Source organism: Micromonospora sp. NPDC052213 (genome assembly GCF_040679695.1).
GTDB lineage: Bacteria > Actinomycetota > Actinomycetes > Mycobacteriales > Micromonosporaceae > Micromonospora.
Map to the genome: position 1 here is coordinate 1 of NZ_JBFAVI010000178.1, position 14,111 is coordinate 14,111.

10 protein-coding genes are annotated in these 14,111 nt (G+C 73.1%); 4 read left to right on the forward strand and 6 right to left on the reverse strand.

What is annotated here, in order from left to right:
• Both ileS and AB0L34_RS28590 read right to left on the reverse strand, forming a co-directional pair.
• Window positions 1-3,214: isoleucine--tRNA ligase (gene ileS / locus AB0L34_RS28585; protein ID WP_363708137.1), on the reverse strand; the 3,214-nt coding region annotated here is incomplete at its 3' end.
• Between the two features lie 479 nt (window positions 3,215-3,693).
• Window positions 3,694-5,250 (reverse strand): alkaline phosphatase D family protein, encoded by a 1,557-nt coding sequence (locus AB0L34_RS28590; protein ID WP_363708139.1) that lies wholly within the window; start codon window positions 5,248-5,250, stop codon window positions 3,694-3,696.
• 211 nt (window positions 5,251-5,461) lie between these two features.
• Here AB0L34_RS28590 and AB0L34_RS28595 point away from each other — a divergent pair, with 211 nt between their 5' ends.
• Together AB0L34_RS28595 and sigJ are read left to right on the forward strand one after the other, a co-directional pair.
• Complete coding sequence (locus AB0L34_RS28595) at window positions 5,462-5,902, forward strand: carboxymuconolactone decarboxylase family protein (RefSeq protein ID WP_357460323.1); 441 nt, start codon at window positions 5,462-5,464, stop codon at window positions 5,900-5,902.
• The gene (gene sigJ / locus AB0L34_RS28600; protein WP_363708141.1) at window positions 5,899-6,777 is read left to right on the forward strand and encodes an RNA polymerase sigma factor SigJ; all 879 of its coding nucleotides are present in this window, start codon (window positions 5,899-5,901) and stop codon (window positions 6,775-6,777) included. Before AB0L34_RS28595 ends, sigJ begins: the two co-directional genes overlap by 4 nt.
• 54 nt (window positions 6,778-6,831) lie before the next feature.
• Here the strand turns inward: sigJ and ndk are convergent, their stop codons facing one another.
• Window positions 6,832-7,257, reverse strand: a complete 426-nt coding sequence (ndk, locus tag AB0L34_RS28605; RefSeq protein ID WP_350684456.1) for a nucleoside-diphosphate kinase — start codon at window positions 7,255-7,257, stop codon at window positions 6,832-6,834.
• 143 nt (window positions 7,258-7,400) lie between these two features.
• Here ndk and AB0L34_RS28610 point away from each other — a divergent pair, with 143 nt between their 5' ends.
• On the forward strand, window positions 7,401-8,768 hold the full coding sequence (locus AB0L34_RS28610; protein WP_363708143.1) for a VOC family protein: 1,368 nt from the start codon (window positions 7,401-7,403) through the stop codon (window positions 8,766-8,768).
• Window positions 8,769-8,844: 76 nt separating this feature from the next.
• Here the strand turns inward: AB0L34_RS28610 and AB0L34_RS28615 are convergent, their stop codons facing one another.
• From AB0L34_RS28615 to AB0L34_RS28625, 3 genes are read right to left on the reverse strand one after another with little or no spacing between them, the layout of a single operon-like run.
• Window positions 8,845-9,276, reverse strand: a complete 432-nt coding sequence (locus AB0L34_RS28615) for a DUF4233 domain-containing protein (protein ID WP_363708145.1) — start codon at window positions 9,274-9,276, stop codon at window positions 8,845-8,847.
• The gene (locus AB0L34_RS28620; protein ID WP_363708147.1) at window positions 9,273-10,607 is read right to left on the reverse strand and encodes a folylpolyglutamate synthase/dihydrofolate synthase family protein; all 1,335 of its coding nucleotides are present in this window, start codon (window positions 10,605-10,607) and stop codon (window positions 9,273-9,275) included. The genes AB0L34_RS28615 and AB0L34_RS28620 overlap by 4 nt, the downstream gene beginning before the upstream one ends.
• Entirely contained in the window at window positions 10,604-13,222 is a 2,619-nt protein-coding gene (locus AB0L34_RS28625; RefSeq protein ID WP_363708149.1) for a valine--tRNA ligase, read from the reverse strand. Before AB0L34_RS28625 ends, AB0L34_RS28620 begins: the two co-directional genes overlap by 4 nt.
• 69 nt (window positions 13,223-13,291) lie before the next feature.
• Here AB0L34_RS28625 and AB0L34_RS28630 point away from each other — a divergent pair, with 69 nt between their 5' ends.
• Window positions 13,292-13,975, forward strand: coding sequence for a hypothetical protein (locus tag AB0L34_RS28630; protein ID WP_357460304.1), 684 nt, complete (start codon window positions 13,292-13,294; stop codon window positions 13,973-13,975).
• The last annotated feature ends 136 nt before the right edge of the window (window positions 13,976-14,111 follow it).

Sequence of the window (14,111 nt, forward strand, 5' to 3'; positions counted from 1 at the left end):
GAGATGCGCACGACGTTGGCGTTACCGGCGAGCGCCGCGAGCGCCCACGAGTAGACGAAGATGGTGTCGACGTTGGCCGGCGGCACGTGGAACACACCCGGTCGCCGTCGCCGACCTCGCCGGTGAAGCCCGCCACCCCGTCGGCGAAGTCGACGGAGTCGGCCAGCACCTCCCGGGCGACGAAGTCGGTGTACCCGGCCACCGCCGCGCGCACCTCCTCGGAGGCCGACAGCAGCAGCGCGATCCGGTCGGAGACGTCCAGGTCGGCGTCCCGGCGGGCCTGCTGCACCACCCGGACGACGTCCCGGGCCAGCCCCTCGGCGGCCAGCTCGGGGGTGACCTCCGTGTCCAGCACGACCACGCCCTCGCCGCCGGGCAGCGGCGCGGAGTGCTCGGCGTCGGCGGCGACCAGGCGCAGCTCGTACTCGCCCTCGGCGAGGGTGATGCCGGCGGCCACCGGGGCGCCGTCGACCAGCTCCCACTCGCCCGCCTTGACCGCCTTGATGACCTGCTGGACCTGCTTGCCGACCCGGGGGCCGAGCGCGCGCGGCACCACCGTCAGCACCTGCTGGCAGTACGCGGACACCTCGCCGGTGAACTCCACCGCCTTCACGTTGACCTCGTCGGCGACCAGGTCGGCGAACGGCCGCAGCTGCTCCGCCGCCGGGGAGGCGACGGTCAGCTTCGACAGCGGCAGCCGCACCCGCAGCCCCTTGGCCTTGCGCAGCGACAGCGCCGCCGAGGCGACCGCCCGGGTGGCGTCCATCGCGGCGACCAGCTCGTGGTCGGCCGGGAACTGCGCCGCGTCCGGCCAGTCGGTCAGGTGCACCGACCGCTCGCCGGTCAGCCCGCGCCAGATCTCCTCCGCGGTCAGCGGCGCCAGCGGCGCCACCACCCGGCACAGCGTCTCCAGCACCGTCCAGAGCGTGTCGAACGCGTCCGCGTCACCCGACCAGAACCGGTCCCGGGAGCGCCGGACGTACCAGTTGGTCAGCGCGTCCAGGTAGGACCGCACGGTGGCGCAGGCACCGGAGATGTCGTACGCGTCCATCTGCGCGCCGACGGTGGACACCAGCTCGTTCGTCTTCGCCAGCACGTACCGGTCGAGCAGGTGGGTGGAGTCCACCCGCCGCTTCGCGGTGTGACCGTCGGCGTTGGCGTAGAGCGAGAAGAAGTACCAGACGTTCCACAGCGGCAGCAGCACCTGCCGGACGGCGTCCCGGATGCCCGACTCGGTGACCGCCATGTCACCGCCGCGCAGCACCGGCGAGGACATCAGCATCCAGCGCATCGCGTCCGAGCCGTACGAGTCGAACACGTGGTAGACGTCCGGGTAGTTGCGCAGGCTCTTGGACATCTTGCGCCCGTCGGAGCCGAGCAGGATGCCGTGGCTGAGGCAGTTGCGGAACGCCGGCCGGTCGAACAGCGCGGTGGCCAGCACGTGCATCGTGTAGAACCAGCCGCGGGTCTGCCCGATGTACTCGACGATGAAGTCGCCCGGGTAGTGGTGCTCGAACCAGTCGCGGTTCTCGAACGGGTAGTGCACCTGGGCGAACGGCATCGAGCCGGACTCGAACCAGCAGTCCAGCACCTCCGGCACCCGGCGCATCATGGACTTCCCCGTCGGGTCGTCCGGGTTGGGACGGACCAGCTCGTCCACCGCCGGCCGGTGCAGGTCGGTCAGGCGTACGCCGAAGTCCCGCTCGATCTCCTCCAGCGAGCCGTAGACGTCCAGGCGCGGGTAGTTCGGGTCGTCGGACTTCCACACCGGGATCGGCGAGCCCCAGAACCGGTTCCGGCTGATCGACCAGTCGCGGGCGTTGGCCAGCCACTTGCCGAACGAGCCGTCCTTGATGTGCCCCGGGGTCCAGTTGATCTGCTGGTTCAGTTCGACCATCCGGTCCTTGAACTGCGTCACCGCGACGAACCACGACGACACCGCCTTGTAGACCAGCGGGGTGTCGCAGCGCCAGCAGTGCGGGTACGAGTGGGTGTAGGTGTCCTGCTTGAGCACCACCCCCCGCTCCTTCAGCTCCCGGATCACCGGCTTGTTGACGTCGAACACCTGCTCGCCCTGGTACGGCGGGACCAGCGCGGTGAACCGGGTGTGGTCGTCCACCGTGACGATGGTCGGGATGCCGGCGGCGTTGCAGGTGTTCTGGTCGTCCTCGCCGAACGCCGGGGCCAGGTGCACGATCCCGGTGCCGTCCTCGGTGGTGACGAACTCCGCGCCGAGCACCTGGTAGGCGTTCGGGCCCGCCTGCTCGACGAGGAAGTCGAACAGCGGCGTGTAGCGGCGGCCGACGAGGTCGCGGCCGGAGACGGTGCCGACCTGCTCGTACCCCTCCAGCTCCTTGGCGTACGCGGCCAGTCGGGCCGCCCCGACGACGTACCGCGCGCCGTCGCGCTCCAGCACCGCGTACTCGATGTCGGGGCCGACGGCGAGCGCGAGGTTGGACGGCAGGGTCCACGGCGTGGTGGTCCAGACGCCGAGCCGCACCGGCCCGCGCACCAGCTCCGGCGCGCTCTCGTCGGGGGTCAGCTCGAACCACACCGACAGCGTCGGGTCGTGCCGGTCCCGGTAGACGTCGTCCATCCGGGTCTCGGTGTTCGACAGCGGCGTCTCGCAGCGCCAGCAGTAGGCCAGCACCCGGAAGCCCTCGTAGACCAGGCCCTTGTCGTGCAGGGTCTTGAAGGCCCACATGACGCTTTCCATGTAGTCCAGGTCGAGGGTCTTGTAGTCGTTGGCGAAGTCGACCCAGCGGGCCTGCCGGGTGACGTAGCGCTCCCAGTCCTGGGTGAACTCCAGCACCGAGGTGCGGCACGCCTCGTTGAACCGGGCCACGCCCAGGTCGAGGATCTCCGCCTTGCTGGTGATGCCGAGCTGCTTCTCGGCGACCACCTCGGCGGGCAGGCCGTGGCAGTCCCAGCCGAAGCGCCGCTCCACCCGGCGCCCGCGCATGGTCTGGTAGCGCGGCACCACGTCCTTGACGTAGCCGGTGAAGAGGTGGCCGTAGTGCGGCAGGCCGTTGGCGAACGGCGGGCCGTCGTAGAAGACGTACTCGTTCTTCCCGTCCGTGCCGGCGGGACGGGCCTCGACGCTGGCCTCGAAGGTCTTGTCGGCCGTCCAGTGCTCCAGGACCCGGCGTTCGACCGCGGGCAGGTCCGGGCTCGCCGGGACGGCGGCGGTCGGGTCGTGCAACGGATAGGCCATCGGGGGTCGCTCTCCTCGCGCAGCTCACGGTCGTGTGGGTCTGCGAGGACGAGCCGATCCGGTACGCCGTGCCGGCGCCCCGGGTGGCCCGCGGTACCACCCCGCTTGGCGGTCAGGATCGACCGCCCGCTCGTTGGCCGGCTGTGACGGGCCGGACCCGTCCGGTTCTACTGGGCCGGTCACCCGGCTGTTCTTCCGGAGGCTCGCCGGTGATGGCCGGGTCATCGCCTTACGGCCGTCAAGGTTACCCGACCGCCCGCCGGGATCGCCGCCGAGTAACGGCGACCGCTCGTGGCGCCGCCTCGGTCCCCGCGCCGGCCGCCCCCTGGGCTGGCCGGGTGATCCGGATCCGGTGGGACGAGCCGACCCTGGCCGGTACCCCCCCGGCCCGCTGATCCCGCCCGCGTCGACCGTGAGGCTGTCACGGTGCCCCGGGCGGGTGGTGGCGACAGCCTCATGGTCGACCGACGGCGGCGAGGTCAGCGGGTCGGGGCGGGCAGGGTGGTCGTCCAGAGGGAGACCCCGTCGCGGTCGCGCAGGTGGACGGTGAAGGCACCGGACGCGCCGTCGACGGCGACCTCACCGAAGTGCTGGAAGCCCTCGGCCGGGGAGGTGTTGGCCCGCGGCGGGGCGTTGACGAAGACCGCCTTCGGGCCGAACGTGCCGTCCAGGGCGTTCGGGCCGAACGCGCCGGCGTGCGCCGGCCCCGAGACGAACTCCCAGAACGGGGTGAACTCGGCGACCGACGCCCGGGCCGGGTCGTAGTGGTGCGCGGCGGTGTAGTGCACGTCGGCGGTGAGGAAGACGATCCCGGTCACCCCGGCCCGGTGCGCCGCGCCGAGCACCTGCGCGAACTCCAGCTCCCGCCCGGCCGGCGCGCCCGGGTCACCCTGCGCGACGCCCTCCTGGGCGGCGGCCCCGTCCGGCACCACCAGCCCGATCGGCAGGTCGGCGGCGATCACCTTCCAGGTGGCCCGGGACCGGGTCAGTTCCCGGATCAACCACTCCCGCTGTTCCCGGCCGAGCAGGCCACGCGCCGGGTCGGCGTAGGTGTTGCCGTCGTTGGGGTCCTTCCAGGTCCGCATGTCCAGCACGAAGACGTCCAGCCGCGACCCGTACGACAGCCGCCGGTACCGCGGCCCGTCGACCGGCGCCGGCAGCCACTCGTCGAACGCCTGCCGGGCCCTGGCGGCGAGCACGTCGACGCGGCGCTCGGTGTACCGCGCGTCGGTCAGGATCTCCCCCGGGTACCAGTTGTTGGTCACCTCGTGGTCGTCCCACTGGTTGATCTGCGGCACCTCCGCCACGAACGCGCGCAGGTGCTCGTCGAGCAGGTTGTACGCGAACTGCCCCCGGTACTCGGCCAGCGTCTCGGCGACCTTGCTCTTCTCCGGGGTGACCAGGTTGCGCCAGACCCGCCCGTCGGGCAGGGTCACCGTCTCGGCGAGCGGGCCGTCGGCGTAGACGGTGTCGCCGCTGCACAGGAAGAAGTCGGGCCGGGTGGCCCGCATGGCCCGGAAGATCGACATGCCGCCGAAGTCCGGGGCGATGCCCCAGCCCTGCCCGGCGATGTCACCGGTCCAGACGAACCGGACGTCCCGGCGGTCGTGCCGGTCGGGGGCGGTGGTCAGCGCGCCGGTCACCGGTTCGCTGGCCAGCCCCGGCCGGTCCAGGCTCTCCACCCGGACCCGGTAGTGCAACCGCTCGCCACCGGGCAACCCGCGCAGCCGCACCTTGCCGGTGAGGTCGCCGGTCGGGTCGAGCACCGGTCCGCGTACCCGCCGGGCGCCGCGGAAGTCCGGCCGGCGGCTCGCCTCCACCAGCATCCGGCCGGGGCGGTCGGCGCGGGTCCAGACCAGCGCCGAGTCCGCGGTCACGTCACCGCTCTGCACGCCGTGGGTGAGCACCGGTCGGCCGGTCGGCCGCCAGGCCGGTGCGGCGGGCGCGGCGGGCGCGCCGAGCAGGGCGCCGCCCGCGACACCGGCACCTGCGATCAGGCCGGCGCGCAGCAACGTACGTCGGTCAAGTTCGGTCATCGTTCCTCCCGGATCGGGGACTGCCCCCGTGGGTCTACCGGGCGGAGATGACCGGCGGCGGCGTGCCGGGTGACCGGGGCCGGAACTCCGGTGGTCCGGGTCGGTCCGGGGTGGCCCGGCCGGCATGACCAGCGTCACAGCCCGGACCGTCACGCCGAGCCCCCGTCGCGTCGTCGTGTCGGTGTCACCACCACGGATCAGGGAGGTTGTCATGCAGCGGATCAACGCGGCCGAGGTGGCGCCGGAGGCGTACCACGCCGTGCTGGGGCTGGAGAAGTACGTCCGGGCCAACGTCGACCACACCGTGCTCCACCTGGTGAAGCTCCGGGCGTCGATGCTGAACGGCTGCGCGTTCTGCGTCGACATGCACAGCCGGGACGCGCTCGCCGAGGGCGAGTCGAGCCGGCGGCTCTTCGCGGTCTCCACCTGGCGGGAGGCGCCCTTCTTCGACGAGCGGGAGCGGACCGCGCTGGCGCTCACCGACGCGGTGACCCGCCTCGGCGAGCACGGGGTGCCCGACGAGGTCTGGGACGCGGCGGCGAAGGTGTGGCCCGAGAGGGAGCTGGTCGACCTGCTGATGGCCATCGCGACAATCAACGTGTGGAACCGCATCGCCGTGACCTGCCGGACCGATCTCCCGACGGACGTGTGACGGTCACCGACGCGACGCAGGCGGCCGGTGCGCTCGAGGCGCACCGGCCGATGCTGCTCGGTCTGGCGTACCGCCTGCTCGGGAGCCGGCACGACGCGGAGGACGTGCTCCAGGAGGCGTACCTGCGCTGGCTGGGGGCGGAGCGGGCGGCGGTCGCCGAGCCGCGCCGCTACCTGTCCCGGGTGGTCACCCACCTGGCGCTGGACCGGCTGCGCGCCCGGCGGGCCGCCCGGGAGACGTACGTCGGACCGTGGCTGCCCGAGCCGGTGCCGACCGCGCCGTCACCGTTCGGGCCGCTGGACTCCGTCGAGCTGCGCGACTCGCTCTCCACCGCCCTGCTGCACCTGCTGGAACGCCTCACCCCGCCGGAGCGCGCGGTCTACGTGCTGCACACCGCCTTCGACCTGCCGTACGCCGAGATCGCGGAGATCCTGGACCGGTCGGTGGCGGACTGCCGGCAGCTGCACCACCGGGCGGTGGCCCGGATCGGGCAGGACCGGCGGCGGTTCACCGCCGGCCGGGCCGAGCAGGAACGGCTGCTGGACGCCTTCCTCGCCGCCGCCCGCGACGGTGACCTGGCCGCGTTGACCGGGCTCGTGGCGAGGGACGCCATCGCCTGGACCGACGGCGGCGGCCGGGTCAAGGCGGCACGCAACCCGGTCACCGGCGCGGACCGGGTCGCCCGCTTCTTCGCCGGCCTGTACGGCCCGGGCCGGCACTTCACCGCGCGCCGGCTGGAACTCAACGGCCAGCCGGCCGCCCTGATCATCCGCCCCGACGGCGGCAGGTACGCGCTGACCCTGGGCGCGGCCGGCGGCCGGATCACCGGGTTCTACGTGGTCGGCAACCCGGACAAGCTGCCGTGGACGGCCTGACCGGACGGTCGTGCCGGGCCCGGCACGACCGTTGCTCGCGGCGTCGGTCGGCCGTCAGCCCAGCTCGGGGAACCAGAGCGCGATCTCGCGCTTCGCGCTGTCCGGCGAGTCGGAGGCGTGCACCAGGTTCTCGCGGTTGGACAGCGAGAGGTCGCCGCGGATCGTGCCGGCCGCCGCCTTGCGCCCGTCGGTCGACCCGACCAGCCCCCGCACCACGTCGATGACCTGGTCGCCGGAGAGCACCAGCGCCACCAGCGGACCGCCGGTCATGAAGTCCTTCAGCGGCGGGTAGAACGGCTTGTCCACGTGCTCGGCGTAGTGCTCGTCGGCCAGCGCGGCGTCCATGGTCCGGGACACCATCGCGTCGATCCGCAACCCCTTGCGCTCGAAGCGGGAGATCACCTCGCCGACCAGCCCACGGCGGACCGCGTCGGGCTTGATCAGTACGAGGGTGCGCTCATCGGGGCTGCTGCTGGACACGCTGGGTTCCTCCTGTGCGCGGAAGGCGGCCGGGCTGGGTACGGTCAGCCTAGCGACCCGGTCCCGGCGCCGGCGCGGCGGCCGGTCTTTCCCCCGGCGGCCGATCCGGCCTAGCCTGGCCCTTGACCCCCGGGAGGTCCACAGTGGCGAATGGCGGGAACCGGCCCATCGCGCCGGTACGCAAGCTGATCGCCGCGGTGCTCGGCACCGTGGCCACCTTCGTGATCCTCTTCGGGCTGGGCATGACCAGCTGGGCCATCGTGGCGCTCGGGGTCGCCCTGCTGGTGCTGGCCATCGCGCTGGCCACCGTGCGCGGCGGCGGGCGCACCTGGGTGGTCGGCGTGGGCCACGTGCACAGCGCCTCCGAGCCACCCACCCAGTACGCCTTCGGCCGCTGCGAGCTGCAACTGGTGATCGACGCGCCGGGTCTGCCGCCCCGGTCCAAGAAGATCATCGAGCCGCGGGTGCCGGTGGCGAAGTGGCCGTCGCTGGGGCAGACGCTGCCGATCCGGGTGGCCCTGGACGACCAGCGGCACGTCCGGGTGCTCTGGGACGAGGTGCCCACCCACGCCGAGTCCGCCGCCACCGTCGCCGCCGACCTCCCGCCCGAGTACGCGGGCCCGGATCCGCTGGACGACGTGCTGCTCCAGCAGGAGGCGCCGCCGTGGGCCGACCGTGCGCCGGACGACGACTTCCGGGACGACTTCCGCGAGCCGCTGGTCGACCCGCTGGGCGATCCACTCGGCGATCCGCTCGGCGGGGAGCCCGTCAGGCGCCCGGAGGAGCGCGAGCCCGTCGTGGTGCACCAGCGCCCCGGCGGGCCGGTCGTGCTGGAGGGCACCCTCGTCGAGCAGTCCACGACCGGCACCCTGCCACGCCGGGCCACCCCGACGCCCCGCCCGCCGGCCGAGGAGCGGTTCGACCCGCCGGCCCCGGCCGGCGGGCCCACCGACCCGCCCGCGCCGGCGGAGCCGCTCGACCCGATCGACCTCCCCCTGGACGACCCGATCCTGCCCCGGGCGCGCGAGGAGCGGATCAGCCCGGAGGAGCTGGACGAGGCGATCTTCGGCCCCGAGACGACCACCGGCGCCGACGACGGGACCACCGGGGTCGTGGAGGACGAGGACGATCTCGGCGCGCCGATCGCCGGGGTGGGCCTGACGCTGCTGGTCACCGACCTGCCGCGCTCGCTGGCCTTCTACCGGGACCTGGGCTTCAGCGAGGTCGACCGGGGCTCCGGCAACGCCGTCCTCGCGTTCGGGACGACCCGGCTGGTGCTGCGGGAGGTGACCGAGGCGGCGCCGATCAGCCGCCGCCTGGTGCACGTCAACCTCGAGGTGGACGACATCGACTCCGCGTACGAGCGGCTGCGCGGGTCCGGCGTCCGGTTCACGTACGCCCCCCGGGTGGTCAACCGGGGCACGAAGCTGGAGGTGTGGGCGGCAGCCTTCCGCGACCCGGACGGTCACGGCATCGCCCTCACCCAGTGGCGCGAACGCGCCGACGCCTGACCCCGCCGACGGGCTGACGCCTGACCCGTCAGCCCGTCAGCCCGTCAGCCCGTCAGCCCGTCAGCCCGTCAGCCCGTCAGCCGAGGATGACCCGGCGGACGTGCAGGGCGTAGGCCCAGACCAGGGCGAAGACGACGCCCAACGCGAGCAGCGACCAGTGCAGCAGGCCGGCCAGCATCAGCAGTCCCTGCAGGGCGGTGCCGGCGTGCCAGGCCCACGGCCGGCGCATCATGCCGGCCAGCAGCACCGCCGCCACGGCCAGCGCCAGGACCGCGCCGATCGCCGCGCCACCCAGGTCGCCGCCGACCATGCGGATCGGCTGGATGGCCAGGACCAGCACCAGCGCCTCCAGGATCAGCGTGCCGGCCCCCAGCCCGCGCACCGCCCGCTCCGGGTTCCGCAGCCCGGACCGTCGCGGCCCACCCGCCGGCGGACGGCCCGGATCGCCCCCGGCAGCCGCGCCCTCCGGGCGGTCGTCGCCCGCGGTGCCCCGCACCGGGCCGGTCATCGCTTCAGCAGCCGGCGGGCGTCGGCCACGGTCACCACCGATCCGGTGACCAACACCCCGACCCCGCTCAGCTCCCCCGGTACGTCCTCCTCGGCCATCGCCACCGCCGTCTCGATCGCGTCCGGCATCTCCTCGGCGACCTCGACCCGGTCGGGGCCGAAGACCTCGGCGGCCAGCGTGGCGAGTTCCCGGGCCGGCATCGCCCGGGGCGAGCTGTTCCGGGTCACCACGACCTGGTCGACCACCGGCTCCAGCAGTTCGAGCAGGCTGGCCGCGTCCTTGTCGCCGAGGACGCCGACGACCGCCACCAGCTTGCTGAACGCGAACTCCTCCTGCAACGCGGTCACCGTGGCGGCCATGCCGTGCGGGTTGTGCGCGCCGTCGAGCAGGATGGTCGGCGCGCTGCGTACCCGCTCGAGGCGGCCGGGCGAGGTGGCCGTGGCGAACCCCTCCCGGACGGTCTCGACGTCGAGCTGCCGCTTCGCGCCGGCGCCGAGGAACGCCTCCACCGCCGCCAACGCCACCGCCGCGTTCTGCGCCTGGTGGGCGCCGTGCAGCGGGATGAAGACCTCCTCGTAGACGCCGCCGAGGCCCTGCAGGGTGAGGACCTGCCCGCCGACGGCGACCGCCCGCCGGAGCACCCCGAACTCGGAGCCCTCCCGAGCGATGGTCGCGCCGACCTCGGCGCAGCGTTCCAGGATCGGCCGGGCCGCCTCCTCCTCCTGCGCGGCGGAGATGACCGTCGCGCCGGAGTGGACGATGCCCGCCTTGGCCAGCGCGATGTCCTGGATGGTGTCGCCCAGCCACTCGGTGTGGTCCAGCCCGATCGGGGTGAGCACGCACACCCCGGCCTGGATCACGTTGGTCGCGTCCTCGGCGCCACCCAGGCCCACCTCGACCACCGCCACGTCCACCGGGGCGTCGGCGAACGTCGCGAACGCCAGCGCGGTGGTCATGTCGAAGTACGTCAGCGGCTCCGCCGAGCGCTCGTCCACCAGCCGGGCCAGCGGCTCGACCTCCCGGTACGTGGCGGTGAACCGCTCCTCGCCCACCGGCTCGCCGTCCAGGCTGATCCGCTCCCGGACGGTCTCCAGGTGCGGGCTGGTGTAGCGGCCGGTGTGCAGCCCGAACGCCCGCAACAGCGAGTCGATCATCCGGGCCGTCGAGGTCTTGCCGTTGGTGCCGGTCAGGTGGATCGACGGGTACGCCCGCTGCGGGCTGCCGAGCAGGTCCAGCAGCGACTCGATCTTGTCCAGCTCGAAGGCCATGCGGGTGAACCCGCGGCCCGCCAGCTCGGCCTCGACGGCGGCGAAATCGGTGCGGTCGGTCACGAGGACAGCGCCTCCAGAGCGGCGTCGATGCGGACCAGGTCGGCCTCGGCGACGGCGAGGCGGTCGCGGATCTTGGCGACCACCGGTTCCGGCGCCTTGCCGACGAACGCGGGGTTGTCGAGCTTGGCCCGGGCCTGCGCGGCCTCCTTCTCGGCGGCCGCCCGGTCCTTGGTGAGCCGGGCCCGCTCGGCGGCCACGTCGATCGACCCCCGGGTGTCCAGGGCCACGCTCACCTCGCCCGGCATGGCGAGGGTCGCGCTGGCCTGGAAGCCGTCGCCGGCCGGGTCGAGGCGCACCAGCGACCGGATGAGCGGCTCGTGCGCGGCGATGCCCGCGGCGGCCAGGCCGTCGAGCCGGGCGGCGACCCGCTGCGTCGGGCGCAGCCCCTGGTCCGAGCGGAACCGCCGGATCTCGGTCACCACCCGCTGGACGGTGCCGACCTCGGCCTCCGCGGCGTCGTCGACGAGGGTACGGTCGGCCGCCGGCCAGGCGGCCCTCATCACCGTCTCGCCCCCCGTGAGCGCGATCCACAGTTCCTCGGTGACGAACGGGATGATCGGGTGCAGCAGCCGCAGCAGCTGGTCCAGCACGTGCCCGAGCACCCGGCGGGTGGCCTCGGCGGCCGCGCCCCCCTCGGCGAGCACCGGCTTGGTCAGCTCCACGTACCAGTCGCAGACGTCGTCCCAGGCGAAGTGGTACAGCAGGTCGCACACCTTCGCGAACTCGTACGCCTCGAACTGCTCGTCCACCTCGGCGGTGACGTGCGCCAGCCGGGACAGGATCCACCGGTCGACGGTCGACAGCTGCTCGGCGGCCGGCAGCGGGCCGTCGGTGTGCGCGCCGTTCATCAGCGCGAAGCGGGTGGCGTTCCAGAGCTTGTTGCAGAAGTTGCGGGAGCCCTGGCACCACTCCTCGCTCACCGGCACGTCCTGCCCGGGGTTGCCGCCCCGGGCCAGGGTGAACCGGGTGGCGTCGGCGCCGAAGCGGTCGATCCAGTCCAGCGGATCGACCACGTTGCCGAACGACTTCGACATCTTCTTGCCGAACTGGTCGCGGACCATGCCGTGCAGGGCCACCACGTCGAACGGCTGCCGGCCGTCCATCGCGTACAGGCCGAACATCATCATCCGGGCGACCCAGAAGAAGAGGATGTCGTAGCCGGTGACCAGGACGCTCGTCGGATAGAACTTCGCCAGGTCAGGCGTCTGCTCGGGCCAGCCGAGCGTGGAGAACGGCCAGAGGGCGCTGGAGAACCAGGTGTCCAGGACGTCCTCGTCCTGACGCCAGCCCTCCCCGGCGGGCGGCTGCTCGTCCGGGCCGACGCAGACGACCTCGCCGTCCGGGCCGTACCAGACGGGGATGCGGTGGCCCCACCACAGCTGCCGGGAGATGCACCAGTCGTGCATGTTGTCGACCCAGGCGAAGTACCGCTTGGCCAACTCGGCCGGCTCGATCCGCACCCGCCCGTCGCGCACGGCGTCGCCGGCGGCCTTGGCCAGCGGCGAGGTGTTCACGAACCACTGCAGCGACAGCCGCGGCTCGACCGTCGTACGGCAGCGCGAGCAGTGGCCCACCGCGTGCACGTACGGGCGCTTCTCCGAGACGATCCGGCCCTGCTCGCGCAGCGCCGCGACGATCGCGGGGCGCGCCTCGAAGCGGTCCAGGCCCTCGAACGGCCCCGGCACGGTGATCACGCCGCGCTCGTCCATCACGGTGAGCGCGGGCAGGTCGTGGCGCTGGCCGATCTCGAAGTCGTTCGGGTCGTGCGCCGGGGTCACCTTCACCATGCCGGTGCCGAAGGACGGGTCGACGTGCGCGTCGGCCACGATCGGGATACGCCGCCCCGTCAGCGGCAGCTCGACCTCGGTGCCGATCAGGTGCTGGTAGCGCTCGTCGTCCGGGTGCACCGCCACCGCCGTGTCGCCGAGCATCGTCTCCGCCCGGGTGGTAGCGACGACCACCTCGTCGCTGTAGCGGATCGAGACCAGCTCGCCGTCGTCGTCGGTGTGCTCCACCTCGATGTCCGACAGGGCGGTCAGGCACCGGGGGCACCAGTTGATGATCCGGTTGGCCCGGTAGATCAGGCCGTCGTCGTACAGCTTCTTGAAGATCGTCTGTACGGCGCGCGACAGCCCCTCGTCCATCGTGAAGCGCTCGCGGTCCCAGTCGACGGAGTCGCCGAGACGGCGCATCTGACCCAGGATGGCGCCGCCGGACTCGGCCTTCCACTGCCAGACCCGCTCGACGAACTGCTCCCGCCCCAGGTCGTGCCGGGACAGGCCCTGGCCGGCGAGCCGCCGCTCCACCACGTTCTGCGTGGCGATGCCGGCGTGGTCCATGCCCGGCAGCCAGAGCGCCTCGTAGCCCTGCATCCGCTTACGCCGCACCAGCGCGTCCTGCACCGTGTGGTCGAGGGCGTGGCCCATGTGCAGGGAGCCGGTGACGTTCGGCGGCGGGATGACGATGGTGAAGGGGGGCTTGTCGCTCTCCGCCGACGCCCGGAAGTGGCCGGCGGCTACCCAGTGCTCGTACCGTCGCTGCTCTACCTCGCCCGGCTGGTACTGGCCGGGCAGGGTCGGGGCGTCGGGGCGTCGGGCATCCAGTCTCTCGGTCACCCCGAAAGTCTACGGAGGGCTTCTCCGGACCCGACGTGCGCCACCTGCCGTTCGCGTACGGTGTCGGCTATGTCCGACGCACATCTCACCGAGCGGCCGGTCAACGACGGCTCCGAGCCGATCGACCTGACCGACGAGCCCATCCAGCTCAGCAACCAGGACCCGGAGCACGCCACCGGGCGGCGGGCGGGGCGGTCGCGGCGCCGGCGGGTGGCCTGGGCCGTGGCGGCGCTGGTCGGGCTCGCGGGCGCCGCCACCATCGGTACGGCCGGGTGGCGGGTGGCCCAGCAGAAGGACGCGGACCTGACCACCCCGGACCGGGTGGCGGGACTGGTCCGGGACGACAGCGAACGGGCCCGCAGCACGTCGGACTACCTGCGCAGCGGCTTCGCCGCCGACATCGACCTGGACGGCAGCTTCGGCACCGTCTACCGGGACCCGGCAGACGACAAGCGCTCGGTGCTCGTCTTCGGCGGCACGACGCTGCTCTGGCAGCCGGAGCGGGACCTGGACAGCCTGTTCGGCCTGCTGACCGACGAGACCGGCAAGGTGACGGGGCTGCGGGAGGTGCCCGCGGGCCGCCTGGGCGGCGTGATGAAATGCGGCACCACCAGCGGCGACGGCGGCGACTTCGCCGTCTGCGGGTGGGCCGACCACGGCAGCGTCGTGATGGCGATGTTCCCCGGCCGCTCCGTCGACGACGCCGGCGGGCTGTTCCGCGAGATGCGCGAGGAGATACAGACCCGCAAATGACGGCTGCCCCGGTCCGTGTCCGGTTGTTGGCGTTGGGGTGATCGGGTGGGGCCCTCTGCCTGAGCTCGTTGCCGTTTGTTGTGGTGTCGGTGGGTGCTGTCTGAGCGTTGTGTCGTGGTGTCGGGTGGGTGGGGTG

What these genes read in the sequence shown, in the direction of transcription:
- AB0L34_RS28590 (WP_363708139.1), bottom strand. Translation starts at nt 5,250, where the DNA reads ATGACCGAACTTGACCGACGTACGTTGCTGCGCGCCGGCCTGATCGCA.
- AB0L34_RS28595 (WP_357460323.1), top strand. Translation starts at nt 5,462, where the DNA reads ATGCAGCGGATCAACGCGGCCGAGGTGGCGCCGGAGGCGTACCACGCC.
- AB0L34_RS28615 (WP_363708145.1), bottom strand. Translation starts at nt 9,276, where the DNA reads ATGACCGGCCCGGTGCGGGGCACCGCGGGCGACGACCGCCCGGAGGGC.
- AB0L34_RS28630 (WP_357460304.1), top strand. Translation starts at nt 13,292, where the DNA reads ATGTCCGACGCACATCTCACCGAGCGGCCGGTCAACGACGGCTCCGAG.